Source organism: Nonomuraea roseoviolacea subsp. carminata, from assembly GCF_024172185.1.
Taxonomy (GTDB): Bacteria; Actinomycetota; Actinomycetes; order Streptosporangiales; family Streptosporangiaceae; genus Nonomuraea; species Nonomuraea roseoviolacea.
Genome location: NZ_JAMZEC010000001.1, coordinates 7996014 through 8014026 on the forward strand (window position 1 = coordinate 7996014; position 18013 = coordinate 8014026).

An 18013-nucleotide genomic window follows, 5' to 3' on the forward strand; every position below is an offset into this window, starting at 1 on the left:
CGGACCCGGACGGCGCCTGGACCGTCCGGGAGCGCCGCGTGAGGGCGAGGGTCAGGAGCGGACGAGGGTGAGACGGGCGACGCGGCCGTTCTCCCCGGCCGCCCAGCAGGACAGGTCGGGCGTGCAGGAGACGGTGTCGAAGGAGCCCGTGTCGAACGTCCGCCACGTCCTGCCGCCCGTGAGCGTCACGTCGCTGCCGGACGGGCCGACCGCGATGGCCGCGAAGGGCAGGTGCGGCAGCCACGTGACGCCCGACCGGTAGGCGGGAGGCGGCGTGGCGGCGGGCCGCCAGGTGGCGCCGCCGTCGCCGCTGACCGCGGCCGCCGCGGGGGACGGCTGGCCGGGCCGGTAGTCGCCGCCCACGGCCAGGCCCTGGCGCCGGTCGCGGAAGGCCAGCGCGAACACCCCGCGCGCCGGGTCGCCCGCCGGGATCGGCGTGTCGGCCACGGTCCAGGTGCGGCCGCGGTCGGCCGAGTGGAAGACGCGGGAGCGCTCGGCGCCGCCGGAGGCCAGCCAGGCGTCCCGGCCGCCCGCCGTGACCAGGCACTGGCCGCTCGCGGCGAAACCGGCCTCGCCGGGCAGCGCCTCCGGCATGCCCGAGGACGGCAGCACCCGCCAGCTCCGGCCGCCGTCCTCGGTGGCGAGGATCCGGAACCGGCCGTCGACGGGGTCGCTCATGGCCAGCCCGTGCCGTTCGTCGAAGAAGGCCATGCAGTCGTAGAACGCCTTCGGCTCGCCGTTGCGGTACGTCTCGCTCCAGGTGCGCCCGGCGTCGTCGGTCCGGTAGACCCGCGAGTCGCCGCCCTCGCCGATCGACAGCACCACGGCCCGGCGCGCGTCGAACGCCTGCACGTCCCGGAACTGCAGCGTCTCCGTGCCGGGCGGCGACACCCGCTCCCACGTGCGCCCGCCGTCGGCGGTGCGCAGCACGGCGCCCTCGCTGCCGGAGGCCCAGGCGACGTCCCGGCTGACGGGGGACAGGCCGCGCAGCCGCGCGGTCACCCCCGTCGGCCGCGGGTCCCAGCGGAGCGAGACCCCGTCGGCGTCGGGGGCGGGGCCGGGCGCGGAGGCGGGGTCGTCGGCGTGGGCGGGCAGGGGGGCGGCGAGCGCGCAGGCCGCCGCGAGCGCCGACAGCGCGATACGAAGCATCATGCGGGGCAACGTAGCAGCCGGTTTCAGGGGTGTTGAGGCCCTTGTGCGGGCTGCTTCATCGGGCCTCTCGGCCGGGTTTGATGTCCTTCATCGTGAAGTGCGAGTTGATGTTCCGCACGCGCGGGATGGTCATGACGTACCGGCTGAGGAAGGTCTCGTAGGCGGCCAGGTCGGCGACGGCCACGCGCGCGAAGTAGTCGGGGCTGCCGAACAGCCGCCGCAGCTCCAGCACCTCCTCGGCGCGCGCCAGCGTCTGCTCGAAGTAGGCGACCGTCTCGGCGTCCTGGGAGTCGAGGGTGAGGTCCACCAGCACCTCGAACGAGCGGCCCACGGCGGCCGGGTCGACGACGGCCCGGTAGCCGCGGATGACGCCCTCGGCCTCCAGCCGCTGCACCCGCCGCAGACAGGGCCCGGGCGTGAGCCCCACCCGATGGGCGAGCTCGACGTTGGTCAGGCGCCCGTCACGCTCCAGTTCGGAGATGATTGCTCTGTCTATCGCGTCCACGGTGCAAACATTGCCGTACGGGCTGGCTGTTGAGCAATTTTCGCAACCATATGGCGGCGATTCTGCGGGACCATAGAGGTGTGCAAACCGACATTTCACCCCAGATCGCCGCGCCGGCTCCCAGCCCGGCGCCGGTCACCCGGCGGCAGCAGATCGCCGCGGGGGTGCGCGACTCCTTCTCGGCGGGGCTGGGGATCTTCCCGCTGGGCATCGCCCTCGGCCTGCTGGTCCTCCAGGCCGGCCTGCCCGCGTGGTTCGCCCCGGCCCTCTCCATGGCCGCCTTCGCCGGCAGCATGGAGCTGCTGCTGGTGGGCATGGTCGCCGCCGCGACGCCGCTCGCCGCGGTCGCGCTGACCGTCCTGGTGGTCAACTTCCGGCACGTCTTCTACGCCTTCTCCTTCCCGCTGCACCTGGTCCGCGGCCGGCTGGCGAAGACGTACTCCGTGTACGCGATGATCGACGAGGCGTACGCCGTCAGCGCCTCGCTGCCGGAGTCGCAGCGCTCGGCCCCCCGCCTGCTGGCGATGCAGATCGCCAGCCAGGCCTACTGGGTCGGCGGCGGGCTGGTCGGCATCGCGCTCGGCTCGGCCCTGCCCGCGCCGGTCAAGGGCCTGGAGTTCGCCCTGTGCGCCCTGTTCACCGTGCTGACCCTGGACGCGTTCCGCTCCCGCGCGGAGATCCCGTCGGCGGTGCTGGCCGGGGTCAGCGTGGCGATCGCGCTCGTCCTCACCCCGAAGATCGCCCTGTTCACCGCGCTGCTGCTGTTCGTGGCCCTGCTGCTGGCCCGCCACGCCCTCATCGCCCGCCGCGCCGCCGCCGGCCGTCAGGCCGCCTCGCCGGCCGCCTCCCGAACCACTCCGCGGGCCTCTTCCCACGCCGCCTCCCACGCAGCCCCGCAGATCGCCTCCCACGCCGCTCCGCAGATCGCCTCCCGCGCCGCCACGGAGACCGTCGATGCCTGACGCCGCCTACCTCGCCGCCGTCCTCGCGATCGCCTTCGGCATCACCTTCGCCCTGCGTGCCGTCCCCTTCGCCGTGCTGCGCACGCTGCGTACGTCGGCGATCGTGCAGCGGCTGTCGCTGTGGATGCCGGTGGGCATCCTCGGGATCCTCGCCGTGACCTCCCTGCGCGGCGCCGTCGCCGCCGAGCCGCACACGACGCTGTACGCGCTGCTCGCGGTCGCCGTCACCGCGGGCGTCCACCTGCTGTCCGGGCGCCGGACGATCCTCAGCGTCGGCATCGGCACCACCGTGTACGTCCTGCTCGTCAACCTCCTCTGAACGCGCCCCGGCATGGCCGAGGCGGCGGCGCGAGCTGGCCGCCGCTGACACCCCGCCCTGCACCGCCCGTCAGGCGCGGTGGCGCTCGGTGCCCCGCCCCTTGCCGTAGCGGCTGAGGAGCGGCCGGCTGCGGTCCCACCGCTCCAGCCGTCCGTCCCGTTCGGCGCGCCGCCGGGCGATGCCCGACAGCGCCTCCAGCACCACGCGGCCCCCGAGCATCGCGGTCACGTCGGCGTGGTCGTGGTCCGGCGCCACCTCGACCACCTCGACGCCGACGACCGGCAGCTCGTACGACAGCCGCCGCACCGCGTCCAGCAGCTCCCGGGAGGTCAGCCCGCCCGGCTCCGGGGTGCCCGTCCCCGGGGCCATCCCCGGGTCGACGACGTCGATGTCCACCGACAGGTAGACGCCGTCGCAGTCGTCCAGGGCGGTTCGCGACGCCTCGGTCAGGCACTCGTCCAGGCCGCGTTCCACGATCTCGGTCATCTCGTACGAGCGCATCCCCTGGTCGGCCATCCAGTCGAGGGTCTCCGGCCCCGGCCAGTAGCCGCGCAGCCCGATCTGGAGGAACCGGTCGCCGCGCGCCGCCCCCGACTCGATGAGCCGGCGCATGGGCTGGCCGTGCGCGATGAGCGAGCCGTACGAGCTGTCACCGGTGTCGGCGTGCGCGTCGAAGTGCAGCACGGAGACGCGTCCCCAGCCGACGGCGCGGGCGACGCCGGTGACGTCGGGCAGGGCGATCGAGTGGTCGCCGCCCAGCACCACCGGGATGCGGCCGGCCGCCGCGACGGTGTGCACCGCCCGCTCCAGCGCCGCGTGGGAGCGCTCGGCGTCGCCGCTGAACATCATGACGTCGCCGGCGTCCTTGACGCGCAGGTCGAGCAGGCCGTCCACGTCCAGGGCCAGGGACGGGCGGGCCCCGTCGTGGCCGAGGTAGCAGGCCCGGCGCATGGCCGAGGGCCCGAACCGGGCGCCCGCCCGGTAGGTGGTCCCGCCGTCGAACGGGGCGCCCAGCACGACGACCTGGGCGTCGTCCCAGGTGGCGGGCTCGTCGAGGTCGCAGGCGGGCACGCCGAGGAAGGTGAGGTCGGGGCCGTACATCGCGCCATAACGGGTCATCGGCTGCAGATCCTTCGCAGAGGAGGTGGTCGGGCGCCGCGGCCCTTCCATCCTCACCGACGCCGGTCCGGCGCCGGAATCCCCCCGCTCTCGTCAGCGCCTCCATACGCCCTATGGAGCTCGCGCCCCGCGGCGCGCAGTTCCGCGCCGAGGCGCTCCACGACGGGAGGCGGCGGACCGGCCGGCCAGACGAAGCGGACGCTGCGCGCGCCGACGTCCTGCACCGGCACGCGCGCCACGGTGTCGTAGCCGGGCTGGAGCGCCAGCTCGGGCACGAGGGCGACGGCGCCGCCCGCCCCCACGAAGCCGTGGATGACGCCGTAGTCGTCGCTCCTCAGCACGACGCGCGGCCGGAACCCGAGGGCCTGGCAGGTGGCGAAGAGCGTCTGGTCGCTGGGGTCGTACGAGCCGCGCGAGATGATCCAGCCGTCGGCCGCCAGCGTGGCGAGGTCCACGGGCCCGGCCACCGCGGCCCGCGGATGGCGGGCGGGCAGCAGCAGCCGGTACGGGTCGTCGAACAGCGCCTCCACGTGCAGGTCGGCACCATAGCGGGCCTCGCCGCCGATGTCGTAGATCACGGCGCCGTGCAGCGACCTGGCGCGGGTCAGCGCGACCAGGTCGAGGGGCTCGGCCTCGGTCAGCTCGATCCGCACGTCCGTGCCCGCGGTGGCCCGCCGCAGCGCGCCCGGCAGCAGCCGCGAGGCCGCCGTGCCGAACGCGCCGACGCGCAGCGTGGAGACGCCGTGGCTCAGGCGCGCCTCGACGTCGGCCTCCACCGCCTCCAGGCGGTCCAGGACGAAGCCCGCGTGCTCCAGCACCAGCATCCCCACGTCCGTCAGCACGGCCCCGCTGGGACGCCGCTCCACCAGCCGCGCGCCCAGGTGCGCCTCCAGCGCGCCGAGGTGGTAGCTGATCGTGGGCTGCCCGTAGTGCAGCCGGCGGGCCGCCCCCGCCAGCGACCCGGTGACCGCGATGGCGCGCAGAACCTCGAACTGGCGGATGTCGAACATCCACACATGCTATGGAGCGACCGGCCGTCGGGTTCACGTAAGCGGTTGCAAATATTTGCGTGATCCGGCGTATAATTTGCGCATGACGCGACGACTGGCCGAGGTGGCCAAGAAGGTCGGGGTGAGCGAGGCGACCGTGAGCCGCGTGCTCAACGGCAAGCCGGGCGTGTCCGAGGCCACCCGCGAGGCCGTGCTGACCGCGCTCGACGTCCTCGGCTACGAGCGGCCCACGCAGCTGCGCGGCGACCGGGCCCGGCTGGTCGGGCTGGTGCTGCCCGAGCTGCAGAACCCGATCTTCCCGGCGTTCGCCGAGGTCGTCGGCGGGGCGCTGGCCCAGCAGGGGTTCACCGCCGTGCTGTGCACGCGCACGGTCGGCGGCGTCTCCGAGGCCGACTACGTCCACCTGCTGCTCCAGCAGCAGGTCAGCGGCGTGGTCTTCGCCGGCGGCCTGTACGCCCAGGCCGACGCCGCCCACGGGCACTACGAGCTGCTGCACGAGCGCGGCCTGCCCACGGTCCTCGTCAACGCGGCGGTGGAGCGCCTCGACTTCCCGCAGGTCTCCTGCGACGACGTCGTGGCCGCCGAGATCGCCCTGGCCCACCTGCGGGCGCTCGGCCACGAGCGGGTCGGCATGGTGCTCGGCCCGAAGGACCACGTACCGTCGCGGCGCAAGCTGGAGACGTTCCGGGCCGGCGGCGGCGACCCGGAGCTGGTCGAGCACACGATGTTCTCGCTGGAGGGCGGCCACGCGGCGGCCGCCCGGCTGGTGGCGCGCGGCGTGACCGGCGTGATCTGCGCCAGCGACCTGCTGGCGCTGGGCACCGTCCGCGCCGTGCGGCGCGCCGGGATGTCGGTGCCCGGCGACGTGTCGGTCATCGGCTTCGACGACTCGGCGCTGATGAACTGCACCGACCCCGCGCTCACCACCGTGCGCCAGCCGATCGACGCCATGGGCCGGGCCGCCGTCGACCTGCTGGTCGCGCAGATCGACAAGGCCGTGGTCCCCGCCGACGAGCTGCTCTACGAGCCGGAGCTGGTGGTCCGGGCCTCGACCGCCCGCGTCCGTGCGTAACACAGTCGTTATCTTGCAATAATTCGTCGAGATATTGCAGTTCGCGATGGGCGATCCTATGGTGTGGGCACCTCGCACCAGAAGGGTCGAACCCATGCAGAGATCCACCGGGCTCTTACTCGTCACCGTCCTCGGCCTCTCCGCCACCACCACCGCCTGCGGCGCGAGCGAACCCGCCGCGCCTTCGCCGGGCGGCGCCGCGGTGACGATCACGGTCGCGTGCCAGCCCGCGAAGACCGCGCCCAAGGAGCGCGCGGCCTGGGACGACGACGTCGCCGCGTTCATGAAGGCGCATCCCGGCGTGACGGTGAAGAGCACCGACCAGCAGCCGTGCTTCGACCCCAAGACGTTCGGCCCGAAGCTGGCGGGCGGCCAGATGGAGACCGCGTTCGTGGTGCCGGTGACCAACTACGCCGACGTGATCGGCAAGGGCCAGGCCCTGGACATCTCCGCGTACACCGGCGAGATCAAGAACTGGGACGACCTGCGCGCCGACGTCCGCGCGCTGGTCACCAAGGACGGCAAGGTCTACGGCGTCCCGAACGTCCACTACAGCGTCGGCCTCGTCTACAACCGCAAGCTGTTCGCCCAGGCCGGCCTCGACCCCGACACCCCGCCGGCCACGTGGGCGGAGATCCGCGAGGCCGCGAAGAAGATCGCCGCGCTCGGCCCCGGCCACATCGGCTACGGCGAGTACTCCGGCGGCAACACCGGCGGCTGGCACTTCACCCAGGCCCTGTACGGCCGCGGCGGCGCCGTCCTCACCGGCGACGGCAAGAAGGCCGCCTTCAACTCGCCCGAGGGCAGGGCCGTGCTCCAGACCCTGCACGACATGCGCTGGACCGACAACAGCATGGGCAGCCGGCTGCTGGTCGGCTGGGAGTCGCTGATGATGGCGATGGGCAGCGGCAAGGTCGGCATGATGCTCGGCGCCCCCGACGTGGTCACCGACGTGGTCACCAAGTTCAGGGGCGACGTCGCCGACTACGGCATCACCGGCTTCCCCGAGGCCAAGGCGTCGCTGAGCGGCGGCGAGGCGTTCATGATCAACCCGAGGGCGACCCCCGAGCAGGCCAAGGCCGCCCTCCAGTGGCTCGACTTCCGCTACAACACCGTCGGCAAGGGCCGCTTCGACTTCGCCCGCGGCAAGACCCTCGGCAACCCCGTCGGCGTCCCCGACAACGACGTCTACGGCGACTCGGCCACCGGCAAGGCGATCCAGGCCGAGCGGGAGAAGAACGCCACGCTCCCCGTGCGGAACTACGCGCCGTACGTGCGGGCCGCCGCCGGCGTGCCGCCCAAGGCCGAGCCCGCCCACGCCCAGGAGCTGTACGCGATCCTCGACGTGGTGATGTCCGGGGTGCTCAGCCGCCAGGACGCCGACCCCGGCAAGCTGCTCGCCGACGCGGAGGCCAAGGCCGACGCGCTGCTGGCCGCCAAGGGCTGACCGCGTGCGCGTCCTGAAACGCAACCTCACGGCCTACGGGTTCCTGTGCGCGGCGCTGGCCTGCTTCGCGGTGTTCGCCTGGTACCCCATGGTCAGGGAGTTCGTGCTGAGCTTCCAGCGCACCAACCTGGTGGACCCGCCCGCATGGGTCGGCCTGGACAACTTCGCGGCCGTCGTCCGGGACCCGGCGTTCGGCACGGCGTGGCTGAACACCGTGGCGTTCACGGTGCTCGCGCTGGTCTGCGGCTACGCCGTGCCGTTCGTGACCGCGCTGGTCCTCAACGAGCTGCGGCACGCCCGCGGCTACCTGCGCTTCGTCGTCTACCTGCCGGTCATGCTGCCGCCCATCGTCGCGGTGCTGCTGTTCCGGTGGTTCTTCGACCCGGGCCCCGGGCTGTTCAACCAGATCCTCGGCCTGTTCCACCTGCCCGGCCTCGCCTGGCTCGACTCCTCCTCCACCGCGCTGGTCTCGCTGGTCATCGTCTCGACGTGGATGAACATGGGCAGCGCCACGCTCATCTACCTGGCGGCGCTGCAGAACATCCCGCCCGAGCTGTACGAGGCGGCCGAGCTGGACGGGGCGGGCATCCTCGCCCGGATCCGGCACGTCACGATCCCGCAGACCCGGCTCATCCTCATGCTCATGCTGATGCTGCAGATCGTGGCCACCATGCAGGTGTTCATCGAGCCGTACATGCTGACCGGCGGCGGCCCCGAGAACGCCACCGTCACCGTCGCGTACCTGATGTACCAGTTCGCCTTCACCTACGGCGACGGCTACGGCCAGGCCGGGGCGCTCGGCATGATGCTCATGCTCGTGCTGCTGGTCTTCGCCGCGTTCCAGCTCCGGCTCACCCGCGACGAGCGCGAGGTGACGGCATGATCTCCGTCGGCGCCCGCGCCACCGAGCGCCGGGCCCGCGAGCGGCGCCGGCCCCGGCCGATCGAGGTGCGCTTCCGCACCATCGTCTCGCCGCACCAGCTCAACAGCCGGTGGGGACGGCGGATCTACTGGGCTGTCCTGCTCACCGTGCTGACCCTCTCCACGCTCGCGTTCGTCTTCCCGCTGTACTGGATGGTCACCGGCGCGATGAAGTCCGGCGAGGAGCTCGCCCTGATGCCGCCCACCCTCGTGCCGCGGGCTCCCACGCTGGACGCCTTCGCCGAGGCGTGGGAGCTGTTCGACATCGGGCTGCTGCTGCGCAACACCGCCTTCTACGCGCTGGGCGGCTGGCTGGTCACGATGGCGGTGGACGTGAGCGCCGCGTACGCGCTGTCGAAGCTGCGGCCCGCGCTCGGCAACGTCGTGCTCGGCGCCATGCTGGCGACCCTCATGGTGCCGCCCATGGTGGTGCTCATCCCGCTGTACGTCACGGTCTCCGACCTCGGGCTGCTCAACGACCCGTGGGGCCTGTGGCTGCCGGCGGCGGCCAACGGCTTCAACATCTTCCTGCTCAAGCGCTTCTTCGACTCCATACCGAAGGAGCTCGTCGAGGCGGCGCTCATCGACGGCGCCGGGCCGCTGCGGGTGCTGTGGTCGGTGATCCTGCCGGTGTCGCGGCCCATCCTCGGGGTGGTGTCCATCTTCACGATCGTCACCTCGTTCAAGGACTTCGTCTGGCCGCTGCTGGTCATGACGGACAGCGACCGGATGACGATCAGCGTCGGCCTGTCGCAGACCGCCGGAGCGGTCCCGCAGAACACGATCATGGCCGGGCTGGTGATCGCCGGGATCCCGACGGTCGTCGTGTTCTTCTTCTTCCAACGGCACATCATGGCGGGCCTGACCGCCGGAAGCATCAAAGGATGAGCATGTCGCGTACGTGGTGGCGGGGGGCCGCGATCTACCAGGTGTACCTGCGCAGTTTCGCCGACGGCAACGGCGACGGCTGCGGGGACCTGGCCGGGCTGCGCTCCCGCCTGGGATACCTCAAGGACCTCGGGATCGACGCCGTCTGGCTCAACCCGTGGTACCCGTCGCCGATGGCCGACGGCGGCTACGACGTGGCCGACTACCGGGACATCGAGCCCGTCTTCGGCACCCTGGCCGAGGCGGAGGCGTTCATCGCCGAGGCACATGAGCACGGCATCAAGGTCATCATCGACGTCGTGCCGAACCACAGCTCCACCGCCAGCGCCTGGTTCCAGGAGGCGCTGGCCGACCCGCGGGCCAGGGACCGGTTCTGGTTCCGCGACGAGCCGAACGGCTGGTCGTCGATCTTCGGCGGGCCGGCGTGGACCCAGGTGCCCGACGGGCAGTGGTACCTGCACCTGTTCGCCCCGGAGCAGCCCGACCTCAACTGGGACAACCCGGAGGTGCACCAGGAGTTCGAGGACGTGCTGCGCTTCTGGTTCGACCGGGGCGTCGACGGGTTCCGCGTGGACTCGGCGGCGCTGCTGTTCAAGTCGGAGGACGCGTACGAGGACCTGGACGGCGTGCACGACGTGTACCGGCGCTGGCGCGAGATCGCCGACGAGTACGGCGGCGTGCGGGCCGGGGACCAGGACGGCGGGCAGGGCGAGGAGCCGGGTGGCGGGCAGGGCGGCGAGCGGGTGCTGATCGGCGAGGTGTGGCTGCCCGACCAGGAGCGCTTCGCCCGCTACCTGCGCCCCGACGAGCTGCACACGGCCTTCAACTTCGACTTCCTGGCCTGCCCCTGGGACCCGGCCGAGCTGCGCCGGGTCATCGACCTGACCCTGGCCACGCACCTGCCGATCGGCGCCCCGCCGACGTGGGTGCTGTCCAACCACGACGTCACCCGCCCCGTCACCCGCTACGGCAGGGCCGACACCGGTTTCCAGCACGGCGGCCGGCTCCACGGCAGCCCCTCCGACCTGGAGCTCGGGCGGCGCCGGGCCCGGGCGGCGGCGCTGCTGGCGATGGCGCTGCCCGGCGGCGTGTACGTCTACCAGGGCGAGGAGCTCGGCCTGCCGGAGGTGGAGGACCTGCCGGACGAGGCCCGGCAGGATCCCATGTTCGCCCGGTCGGGCGGCGCCAACCCGGGCCGCGACGGCTGCCGCGTGCCGCTGCCCTGGTCGGGGGAGGAGCCGCCGTTCGGCTTCGGCGGGCCCGGCCCGTCCGCGCCGCCGTGGCTGCCGCAGCCGGAGGGCTGGCGCAAGCTCACGGCGCAGGCGCAGCTCGCCGACCTGGACTCGATGCTCAACCTCTACCGCTCGGCGCTGCGCCTGCGGCGCGAGCTGCTCGGGGACGGCACGCTGACCTGGCTGCCGTCGGAGGCCGGCGTGCTGGCCTTCCGCCGCGAGTCGGGCCTGGTGTGCGTGTCCAACCTCGGCCCCGCAGCGGTGCCGCTCCCGCCGGGGGAACTGCTGCTGGCCAGCGGGCCGGTGGAGGGCGGCGCGCTGCCACCCGACACGACCGCCTGGCTGACCGGCGCCGGGCCGGGTGTCAGCGGACGATGACCGCGGTGTCCATGCCGAGGTCGCGGTGGTCGTCCACGGGGCACCACACCTCGTAACGCCCCGGACGGAGCTTGACGGTGAGGCTGGTCCGCTGCCCCGGCGTGATCGTCCCGGACTGCCTGACACCGGGGATGCCGGGACCGTCCACGGCCATGGCGTGGGGTGTGGTGCCGGCGTTGCTCAGCAGGAAGGTGTAGGTGCCGGCGGTGAGGTCATGCCAGGGGGCCGGTCGATGCTCACATGGCGTCGCGCCGCCGCCGGTGGCGGACCCACGCGGGGAGGGTGGCAGCGGCCAGCACGGCCGCCAAGGGAAGCACCGTGACCAGGTACGCCGTCCGCAGGTCGAGCGCCGCGCCCAGCGAGGCGAGCACCGCCGGGGCGGCCAGGATCGCGGTCCCGGAGGCGAGCGCCCCGTACGCCGCCGAACGCACCGCCGGGAGCCCCGGCACCTGCAGCAGCCGGGCGAGCGTCACCGGATAGAACGGCGCGATCCCCAACCCGGCCACCACAAGCCCCGCGGCGACCGGCAGCGGGGCGTCGGCGAGGGCCACCGCGAGCGTCCCGGCCGCCGCCAGCCCGCACCCCAGCGGGACGACCGGCAGGTGCCGGGCGATCAGCCGCGGCGCCACCAGCCGTCCCGCCGCCATCCCGACCAGGAAGGCGGTGGCCGTCGCCGCGGACGCGCCCGCAGGCAACCCGGCGGCCTGGAGGCGGGCGGTGGCCCAGATCGTGAAGCAGAACTCCATGGACACGCCCACCACGATGGCCCCCCACCTCCCGGCGACCCGCCATCGCCGCGACACGCCACCCCGGCCCACCTCAGCGTCCGCTGGCGTGTCCCGGAGGTCGTCGCTTGCTGGTGCGCTATTGAGCCTGTCGTCCGTCGGCGCACCCTCGACGTCCTCGCCCGCTGGTGCGCTGCGGAGGTCGTCGTCCGCCGGTCCGCCCTTGAGGGTGTCGGACGCGAGGAGCAGCAGAGGCGGAACGGCCAGCAGGAGCGCGAGCCGACCGTTCACGGCGGGCGTGTCGAGGGCGCCGATGGCGAGCGGGCCGAGCAGGGCGCTGACGCTGCCGGCGGCGTTGGCCCGAGTCAGTTTCGCCGCCGCGTCGGGTCCGCGAAGCAAGGCCGGGATCACGAGGACGAGCCCGGCGGCGCCGAGGCCGAGCAGGAGCGCCCCGGCAGCCGCGGGCAGGGCGACGGGCGCGGTGGCGAGCAGCGCGGCCCCGGCGGCGGCGACGAGAGCGGAGCCCAGCATCGCCCGCCGCAGCCCGTACCCGAGCGCCCAGCGTCCCACGACGCCCACGACCAGCAGACCGGCCCCGAACGACGACGCCAGCCACGCCAGTTCTCCCGCGGGCGTGCGCAGGTCGCGGGCCAGCAGCACCAGACACGCGCCAAGACTGTTGACCATGAACCCGAGCGCCACCTGGGCGAACGCGACCTGCCTGACCAGCCGCCGCCCTCCCGAGCCCGCCTTTGGCTTCCGCCCCTCTTCTGCTCGGGTCGCCGGGCTCTCTCTGCCTGTCCCCGCCTTCTGCGTCTCTGCCGCTCGGGGCGCCTCGCCCCCTCCCGCCCCCGGCTCGTGCCTCTTCACCGACTCGCCCTGGGCCTCGACGTGGGCACCGGCCTGGGCCTCGACGTGGGGCCTGGCTTGGGCCGCGACCTGGGTCTCGGCTTGGGTCGGGGTCGCCCTTCCCTCCTCCCGCTCCGGTCTCTCGGCCGCACCCAAGCGGGCCACGTCGTCATCCCGCGCCTGCTGGAAAATCTCCGACGATCCCTGGAACCCCTCGCAATCCGGTACGGCCTGACGCGTCGCCTCCACCCGAGGATCCTCGTCCGGGAGCCGGCCATCCCGCGTGGCCATGTCGTCCTGACCGGCGCCCGGCTGATCACAGGCGCGGCCGGGGCTCATCGGACCCACAGGGAGGGAGCGCGTCGCGCCGCGCCACGACAGGAGGGGAGGCGGCCGGAGGCCGACACATCAGGGAAAATCGCAGGGAGCGTTTCGAGATCCAGCCGTTGTCGCCGCACAGGGGGCTCCTCCCGTTAAACTCGTGCGACGAGCATAAAGGAGGCGACCACACCCATGGCAAGCCCCGCAGGCCGTACCAGGTCCGTACGCGCCCGCGACGCCCGCTGGCGCGGTGCCCTCGCCGTCCTGGACGAGTTGCGCCGCCACCCCGGCGTCACCAGGGCGGACGTCGCCCGGCGGCTGACGCTGTCCACCGGGTCGGCCACCGAGATCACCGCCCGGCTGCGCGAGCTCGCGCTGCTCTCCGAGACCCCGGCCGCCGCCACCGGGCGGGGACGCCCCACGACCGTGCTCAACCCCCACCCCGACGGCCCGGTCGTCATCGCCGTCGACCTCCGCCAGGAGGACTGGCGGTGCGCCGTCGCGGAGATCGACGGCAGGCCCCGCGTCAGCGAGGAGGGCAGGCACGCGAGCCGTCACCCGGCCAGGGTGGTCGCCGCGGTCGGCGAGGCGGTGCGCCGCGTCCACGACCGGCTCGGCGGACGCGTGCGGGCCGTGGCGGTGGCGGTCGCCGCGACCGTACGGCATGGCGGTGTCGTGCAGTCCGCCACCCTGGGCTGGGGCGCGGTGGACCTCGGCGGGCTGGCTCCCGCTCCGGGCCTCCCGCTGCTCGTGGGCAACGACGCGACGCTGGCCGGCGCGGCCGAGGCCCGTTACGGCGCCGCCGTCGGGACCGGCACGGCGTTGCACGTCACGATCGAGGTCGGCGTCGGCGGGACGCTGGTCGTGGACGGGCTGCCGATCGAGGGGGCGACCGGAGCCGGGGGCGAGTTCGGGCACCTCCCGCTCGGCGATCCCGAGCTGCGCTGTCCCTGCGGCGCCCTGGGCTGCTGGGACCTGGCCGTGGACGGCCGCGCGATCGCCCGTCACCTGGGGGAGCCGCCGCCCCGGGACCCGCGCAGCTACGCGCAGGCGGCCCTGGCCAGGGCGGAGGAGGACCCGGCGGTGCGGTCGGCCGTGGGACGCACGGCGAGCGGGTTCGGGCGGGGGATCGCCGGACTGATCAACGCGTTGGATCCCGGCATCGTCACGCTGGGCGGCTTCGCCGAGCCGCTGCGCGCCGCGGCGCCCGAGGAGTTCGCCGAGGCGCTGACCGACGGGCTGATGCGGTTCCGTCGCGCGGATCCGCCGCCCGTGGTGGCCGCCACGCTCGGCGACGACGGCGCCCTGCACGGGGCGGCGGCCCTCGCGCTCGACCGCGTCCTCACCGAGGAGGGCCTCGACGCCTGGGCGGCCGACCACACCGGCTGACCGCCCTCCAAGCGCCCGGCTTTTGGGGTCGCCGGGGTCTCTGGGGTCGTGGTCTACGGCCTGTGACCCGCCGGAGGCCCGTGTCGTGATCCCCGCCTCTGAGTAGCGATGATCCCTGGGGCAGGTGGTCCCTGACGACCGGCCGGAGAGCGCAGGCCACACACCTCCTGCCAGTGGTGCGCACGGCGTCCTGCCGACGTCAGCCGCCTTCCTCCGCGACGGCCGCGCCCCTCGGCCTCGAAGGCGTCTGCGTCCCTCGATCGACCGGTCGGCATCGCGGGGGCGAAGGTCGTGGCGTCCTCGCGGCTCAAGGTGCGGGGAGTCTGCCTGCAGGCGTACGCCCTCGGGCCGATGTCCGACCGGCGGGTGATGGCTACGATCGACCGCGTGCTCCATGACCCGCCCCGTCCCTCTCTGCCGCAACGCGTGGACGTACGGCGGGCGCCGCCGCTGCGCTGCCCCTCACCCGGGCGGCACGCCGCACCGCCGCCGGTTCCGGAGCGGACCCCGTGACCGCCTGCGAGGAAGCGGCAGGTCAGGAAGGAGCGGCGGGCCGGGAGGTGGCGATCCGGGTCGTGCTCGCCGACGACCAGCCGCTCGTCCGCGCCGGCCTGCGCACCGTCATCGAGAGTACGGCGGACGCGCACGTGGTGGGAGAGGCCGGTACCGGCGCCCAGGCCGTACGGCTGGCCAGGGAGCTGCGCCCCGACGTGGTGCTGATGGACATCCGCATGCCCGGCATGGACGGCATCGAGGCGACCCAGATGATCACCTCGGGCGCGCCGGCGACGCGGGTCGTGATCCTCACCACCTTCGACGACGATGACAACGTCTACGCCGCGCTGCGGGCCGGGGCCAGCGGGTTCCTCGTCAAGGACATGGCGCTGGACGACATCCTGACCGCCGTCCGCGTGGTCGCCCTCGGGGACGCGCTCATCGCGCCCGGGGTCACCCGCCGCCTCATCGAGGAGTTCGCGGCCCGCCCCGCCGCCGCCCGGCGCACGCGAGGGGTCCACCGAGACCCGCATGGGCTCGGCGACGTCCAGCGCCCGCGCGAGCTCGCCGGTGTCACCGGGCGCGAGCGCGAGGTGCTGACCCTCGTCGGCCGCGGCCTGGCCAACGCCGAGATCGCGGCGAGCCTGCACATCAGCCCCGGCACCGCCAAGGCGCACGTGGCGAGCCTGCTGGCCAAGCTGGGCGCCCGCGACCGGGTCCAGCTCGTCATCGCCGCGTATGACGCCGGCCTCGTGTCGCCGTCCCGATGAAGCCCACGTGACAGCTGACAGCTGACAGCAGATGACGGATGACCGCGGTGGTCGGTCGTCGCCGCAGCCGTGTGCGGCGTCGTCGGCACCGCGGCTCAGCCTCGACGGCACGAAACCGATCAAGCCGGGCTGTGGTGCGCAAAGTGTGGAGCAGGGCCTGCATGCCCGAAGCACCCCTGACCGACACGCGTGGCGTCCCTGACCGGCTACTCGGGAAGCGGGCGGTCGGCGATGACGTGTTTCATGACGAGGGTGGACGTCAGCCGCTGGACTCCGGGCAGTCGGGCCAGCTGCTGGTCGTAGAGCTGCTGGTAGGCGGCGAGGTCGGTGATGGCGACTCGGAGGAGGTAGTCCGGTTCGCCGAAGAGGCGCTGCGCCTGGAGCACGTGCGGGACGGCCGTCACCGCCTCTTCGAAGGCGTTGACGGTGTCGGGGTTCTCCCAGCGCAGCGTGGCGAAGACGAGGGCTTCGAAGTTGAGGCCGACGGCGGCCGGGTCGACGACGGCGCGGTAGCCGCGGATCGCGCCCTCTCGTTCGAGGTCGCGCAGGCGGCGGTGGCAGGGGGAGACGCTCAGCTGCACGCGGGCGGCGAGTTCGGTGATGGTGAGGCGGCCGTCCTGCTGCAGCTCGGTAAGAATTCTCCGATCAAGGGCATCCATGGGGAGATTCTCCCCCTCCAGAGCCGATCATGGGGTAAATACGGCAACACTTTCGGGCATATCCGTCATAGCGTTCCTCGCATAGCAAAACGGGTGAGAGGGACAGGTTCGATGGACGCGACCACGCTGGCGGCCTTCCTGGCGGTGGATCTGCTGCTGGTGTTCACCCCGGGCGCGGACTGGGCCTTCGCGATCGCGGCGGGCCTGGGGGAGCGGTCGGTCGTCCCGGCGGTCGCAGGGCTGATCGCCGGGTACGCGGGATATACGCTGCTCGCGGTCGCGGGCCTGGTGGTGATCGTGGCGAGCTCGCCGACCGTGCTCACCGCGCTGACCGTCGCCGGGGCCGGTTACCTGGTGTGGCTGGGCTGGGGCGTGCTGAGGCGGCCGGCCGCCGTGGCCGCCTCGGGGGAGGCCATGGGCTCCTCCCATGCGCGGATCATGCTCAAAGGAGCCGGGACCAGCGGCCTGAACCCGAAGGCGTTGCTGCTGTACTTCTCGCTGTTCCCCCAGTTCGTCGACACCACCGGCGGCTGGCCCGTCGCCGCGCAGACCGGGCTGCTCGGTACGGTGCACATGGCGGCCTGCGCTCTGGTGTACCTCGCCGTCGGTGTCTTCGCGCGCACCGTCCTGAGGACCCGGCCCTCGGCGGCCCGGACGGTCACCCGGGCCTCGGGCGCCATGATGATCGCCATCGGCGCCTTCCTGCTGATGGAACGCCTGGCCGGCTGACGATTCTGCTGGTCCTCTTCGGAGTACACGACCAATCTGCCGGGAGGACGGCGGCCGGCGGACGTTGATGCGCGCGAGCGCATCCGCGCGGTCCGCCCGGCGTTTCCGGCATTGTGATAGCTGCGAAGCGTTCAAGGGAGGCGGTACCGGATGAGTTCCACCCGCGCGGCCGTGGGCGAGGAGGCCGGCGAGGTCCGCCGGTTCTGGGACGGGCTCGGTCTTCCCGGGCTGATCGACGTGCACACCCACTTCATGCCCGAGCGGGTCCTGCGCAAGGTCTGGGACTACTTCGACGCCAACGGGCCGCTGATCGGCGGGATGACCTGGCCGATCACCTACCGCGGGCAGGAGGCGGAGCGGACGGCTCTGCTGCGGGAGTTCGGGGTCCGGGCGTTCACCGCGATGCTCTACCCCCACAAGCCCGGCATGGCCAGGTGGCTGAACGGGTGGGCGGCCGACTTCGCCCGCCGCACCCCCGACTGCCTGCACACCGCCACCCTCTACCCCGAGCCGGACGTCGGGACTTACGTCCGCGAGGCCGTCGAAGCGGGGGCGCGCGTGTTCAAGGCTCATGTGCAGGTGGGAGCGTACGATCCGGCCGACGAGCGACTCCAGCCGGCATGGGGGCTGCTGGCCGAGGCCGGCGTCCCCGTGGTGATGCACTGCGGCTCCGGGCCGGCGCCGGGCGAGCACACCGGCCCCGAGCCCGTGGCGCGTGTGCTGGCGCGCCACCCCCGGCTGCGGCTGATCGTCGCGCACATGGGCATGCCCGAGTACGAGGACTTCCTCGGCCTCGCCGACCGGTACGACGAGGTGCGGCTGGACACGACGATGGCGTTCACCGACTTCGCCGAAGCGTTCACGCCGTTCCCCCGCCGGGCCCTGCCAAGGCTCGCCGCACTGGGCGACCGCATCCTGCTCGGCTCCGACTTCCCCAACATCCCCTACCCCTACCTGCACCAGTTGCGGGCCCTGGAACGGCTGGGGCTCGGACAGGACTGGCTGCGGGCCGTATGCCACGACAACGCGGCGAAGCTGTTCGGCCGGTAGCGCGGACAACCGCCCGAGGCT

18 protein-coding genes are annotated in these 18013 nt (G+C 73.3%); 11 read left to right on the forward strand and 7 right to left on the reverse strand.

All coding sequences use genetic code 11. The features are described from left to right. Positions 1–51: 51 nt before the first annotated feature. Both HD595_RS37070 and HD595_RS37075 read right to left on the reverse strand, forming a co-directional pair. Entirely contained in the window at positions 52–1152 is a 1101-nt protein-coding gene (locus HD595_RS37070) for a WD40/YVTN/BNR-like repeat-containing protein (protein WP_253781480.1), read from the reverse strand. 55 nt (positions 1153–1207) lie between these two features. Next, on the reverse strand, positions 1208–1657 hold the full coding sequence (locus HD595_RS37075; RefSeq protein WP_253777474.1) for an Lrp/AsnC family transcriptional regulator: 450 nt from the start codon (positions 1655–1657) through the stop codon (positions 1208–1210). Positions 1658–1737: 80 nt separating this feature from the next. Here HD595_RS37075 and HD595_RS46350 point away from each other — a divergent pair, with 80 nt between their 5' ends. Continuing rightward, entirely contained in the window at positions 1738–2619 is an 882-nt protein-coding gene (locus HD595_RS46350; protein ID WP_308211311.1) for an AzlC family ABC transporter permease, read from the forward strand. After that, entirely contained in the window at positions 2612–2938 is a 327-nt protein-coding gene (locus HD595_RS37085; protein ID WP_253777476.1) for a branched-chain amino acid transporter permease, read from the forward strand. The genes HD595_RS46350 and HD595_RS37085 overlap by 8 nt, the downstream gene beginning before the upstream one ends. A gap of 69 nt (positions 2939–3007) precedes the next feature. On the opposite strand, the gene speB is transcribed toward HD595_RS37085, so the two are convergent. Beyond that, the gene (speB, locus tag HD595_RS37090; RefSeq protein ID WP_253777478.1) at positions 3008–4057 is read right to left on the reverse strand and encodes an agmatinase; all 1050 of its coding nucleotides are present in this window, start codon (positions 4055–4057) and stop codon (positions 3008–3010) included. A gap of 53 nt (positions 4058–4110) precedes the next feature. After that, positions 4111–5067 (reverse strand): LysR family transcriptional regulator, encoded by a 957-nt coding sequence (locus HD595_RS37095; RefSeq protein ID WP_253777480.1) that lies wholly within the window; start codon positions 5065–5067, stop codon positions 4111–4113. Positions 5068–5149: 82 nt separating this feature from the next. On the opposite strand from HD595_RS37095, the gene HD595_RS37100 reads away from it, so the two are divergent. From HD595_RS37100 to HD595_RS37120, 5 genes are all read left to right on the forward strand, one after another. Next, positions 5150–6139, forward strand: a complete 990-nt coding sequence (locus HD595_RS37100) for a LacI family DNA-binding transcriptional regulator (protein WP_253777482.1) — start codon at positions 5150–5152, stop codon at positions 6137–6139. Between the two features lie 94 nt (positions 6140–6233). Further along, positions 6234–7586 carry an ABC transporter substrate-binding protein gene (locus HD595_RS37105; RefSeq protein WP_253777484.1) on the forward strand — a complete coding sequence of 451 codons (1353 nt, stop codon included), beginning with the start codon at positions 6234–6236 and terminating at the stop codon, positions 7584–7586. A 4-nt stretch (positions 7587–7590) separates the two neighbouring features. Next, positions 7591–8469, forward strand: coding sequence for a carbohydrate ABC transporter permease (locus tag HD595_RS37110; RefSeq protein WP_253777486.1), 879 nt, complete (start codon positions 7591–7593; stop codon positions 8467–8469). Further along, the gene (locus HD595_RS37115; RefSeq protein WP_253777489.1) at positions 8466–9395 is read left to right on the forward strand and encodes a carbohydrate ABC transporter permease; all 930 of its coding nucleotides are present in this window, start codon (positions 8466–8468) and stop codon (positions 9393–9395) included. Before HD595_RS37110 ends, HD595_RS37115 begins: the two co-directional genes overlap by 4 nt. 2 nt (positions 9396–9397) lie before the next feature. Beyond that, on the forward strand, positions 9398–11005 hold the full coding sequence (locus HD595_RS37120) for an alpha-amylase family glycosyl hydrolase (RefSeq protein ID WP_253777491.1): 1608 nt from the start codon (positions 9398–9400) through the stop codon (positions 11003–11005). On the opposite strand, the gene HD595_RS37125 is transcribed toward HD595_RS37120, so the two are convergent. Next, complete coding sequence (locus HD595_RS37125; protein WP_253777493.1) at positions 10992–11159, reverse strand: hypothetical protein; 168 nt, start codon at positions 11157–11159, stop codon at positions 10992–10994. The two genes, HD595_RS37120 and HD595_RS37125, sit on opposite strands and share 14 nt — an antisense overlap. Before the next feature lie 82 nt (positions 11160–11241). After that, entirely contained in the window at positions 11242–12918 is a 1677-nt protein-coding gene (locus HD595_RS37130; protein WP_337960026.1) for an MFS transporter, read from the reverse strand. A 174-nt stretch (positions 12919–13092) separates the two neighbouring features. Between HD595_RS37130 and HD595_RS37135 the strand changes: the two genes are divergently transcribed. Further along, on the forward strand, positions 13093–14289 hold the full coding sequence (locus HD595_RS37135) for an ROK family transcriptional regulator (RefSeq protein ID WP_253777497.1): 1197 nt from the start codon (positions 13093–13095) through the stop codon (positions 14287–14289). A gap of 560 nt (positions 14290–14849) precedes the next feature. Then, a complete protein-coding gene (locus HD595_RS37140) occupies positions 14850–15554 on the forward strand; it encodes a response regulator (RefSeq protein WP_253777499.1) in 705 nt (234 codons plus the stop codon). 206 nt (positions 15555–15760) lie between these two features. Here HD595_RS37140 and HD595_RS37145 read toward each other — a convergent pair whose 3' ends face one another. Next, positions 15761–16213, reverse strand: coding sequence for an Lrp/AsnC family transcriptional regulator (locus tag HD595_RS37145; protein ID WP_253777501.1), 453 nt, complete (start codon positions 16211–16213; stop codon positions 15761–15763). Between the two features lie 111 nt (positions 16214–16324). Here HD595_RS37145 and HD595_RS37150 point away from each other — a divergent pair, with 111 nt between their 5' ends. Continuing rightward, positions 16325–16942, forward strand: a complete 618-nt coding sequence (locus HD595_RS37150; RefSeq protein ID WP_253777503.1) for a LysE family translocator — start codon at positions 16325–16327, stop codon at positions 16940–16942. A gap of 150 nt (positions 16943–17092) precedes the next feature. Further along, positions 17093–17992 carry an amidohydrolase family protein gene (locus HD595_RS37155; RefSeq protein WP_253777505.1) on the forward strand — a complete coding sequence of 300 codons (900 nt, stop codon included), beginning with the start codon at positions 17093–17095 and terminating at the stop codon, positions 17990–17992. Positions 17993–18013 lie beyond the last annotated feature (21 nt).